2 protein-coding genes are annotated in these 1,624 nt (G+C 65.6%); one reads left to right on the forward strand and one right to left on the reverse strand.

What is annotated here, in order from left to right; genetic code table 11:
• Positions 1–1,147: tRNA guanosine(34) transglycosylase Tgt (gene tgt, locus DBR23_RS12680; RefSeq protein WP_108498486.1), on the reverse strand; the 1,147-nt coding region annotated here is incomplete at its 3' end.
• A gap of 108 nt (positions 1,148–1,255) precedes the next feature.
• Here tgt and DBR23_RS12685 point away from each other — a divergent pair.
• On the forward strand, positions 1,256–1,624 hold a 369-nt coding region (locus tag DBR23_RS12685; protein WP_108498485.1), incomplete at its 3' end, for a universal stress protein.

Below are 1,624 nucleotides of genomic sequence, written 5' to 3' on the forward strand. Positions count from 1 at the left end.
TGAACTGTGCGCGGAACTGGGCGAAGGTGCCGGCCTCCAGCGACTCGCGCACCTCGCGCATCAGGTTCAGGTAGTAGTGCAGGTTGTGCACGGTGGTGAGCATGGGGCCCAGCATTTCGCCGCAGCGGTCCAGGTGGTGCAGGTATGCACGTGAGAAGCCTTCGCGCCCGCCGTCGTCCCACGACACGCCCGAGCTGCCCGCGCAGGCGTAGCAGGTGCAGCTGGTGTCCATGGGCTTGTGGTCGGCCTTGTGGCGGGCGTTGCGGATTTTGAGGTCGCCAAAGCGCGTGAACATCGTGCCGTTGCGCGCGTTGCGCGTGGGCATCACGCAGTCGAACATGTCCACACCGTCGGCCACGCCCTGCACCAGGTCTTCGGGCGTGCCCACGCCCATCAGGTAGCGGGGCTTGTGTGCGGGCAGGCGGTGGGGCGTGTGGGCCATGATGTCCAGCATCTCGTCCTTGGGCTCGCCCACGCTCACGCCGCCCACGGCATAGCCGGGGAAGTCCATCTCGACCAGGCGCTCCAGAGACTCCTGGCGCAGGTTCTTGAACATGCCGCCCTGCACGATGCCAAAGAGGGCGTTCGGATTGTTCAGGCGGTGGAATTCGTCCTGGCTGCGTTTTGCCCAGCGCAGGCTCATTTCCATGCTCTTGCGCGCCTCGGCCTCGGTGGTCTTGTGGCCCTTGGTCTCGTACGGCGTGCACTCGTCGAACTGCATCACGATGTCGGAGTTGAGCGTGGTCTGGATCTGCATGCTCACCTCGGGCGACATGAAGAGCTTGTCGCCATTTACGGGGCTGGCAAAGGTCACGCCCTCTTCGGTGATCTTGCGCATGGCGCCCAGGCTCCAGACCTGGAAACCTCCGGAGTCGGTGAGAATGGGCTTGTCCCACTTCTCAAAACCGTGCAGGCCGCCAAAGCTCTGCATCACGTCGAGGCCCGGGCGCATCCACAGGTGGAAGGTGTTGCCCAGGATGATTTGCGCGCCCATGTCGTGCAGGCTGCGCGGCATGACGCCCTTGACGGTGCCATAGGTGCCCACGGGCATGAAGATGGGGGTCTGCACCACGCCGTGGTTGAGCGTAAGCTGGCCACGGCGTGCGTGGCTGGAGGGGTCGGTTTTGAGGAGGTCGAACTGCAGCATGATGGGGCGCATTGTCCCAGACGGGCCGGGTGACCTGCCGCAAGGGATTGGACTGGCGCTGGTCGATGGCGTCGCTACACTGGTCTGTACTCACTCAAGGAGAACCCCATGCTCAAGATCCTCATCGCCGTGGACGGCTCCGAACTCTCCCTGGATGGCGTGCACCACGCGCTGGCGCTGGTGCGCCAGGGGCTCCAGGCCACGATGGTGCTGGCCAACGTGCAGGAGCCCGCCACGCTGTACGAACTGGTGACCACCCGTGACCCCGACCTGATCGCCGCCGCCAGCCTGGAGGCGGGCCAGCATTTGATGGGGCCAGCGCGCGCGCTGCTCGATGCCGCCGGGGTGGGCTACGAAACCGATGTGGGCGTGGGCGATGTGGCGCACACGCTGGTGGACATGATCGAGCGCTCGGGCTGCGACATGGTCATCATCGGTGCCAAGGGGCAGGGCGCCATCACCAGCGCGCTGCTCGGG

Origin of the sequence: Acidovorax sp. HMWF018 (assembly GCF_003061035.1) — a bacterium.
GTDB classification, from domain to species: Bacteria; Pseudomonadota; Gammaproteobacteria; order Burkholderiales; family Burkholderiaceae_C; genus Acidovorax; species Acidovorax delafieldii.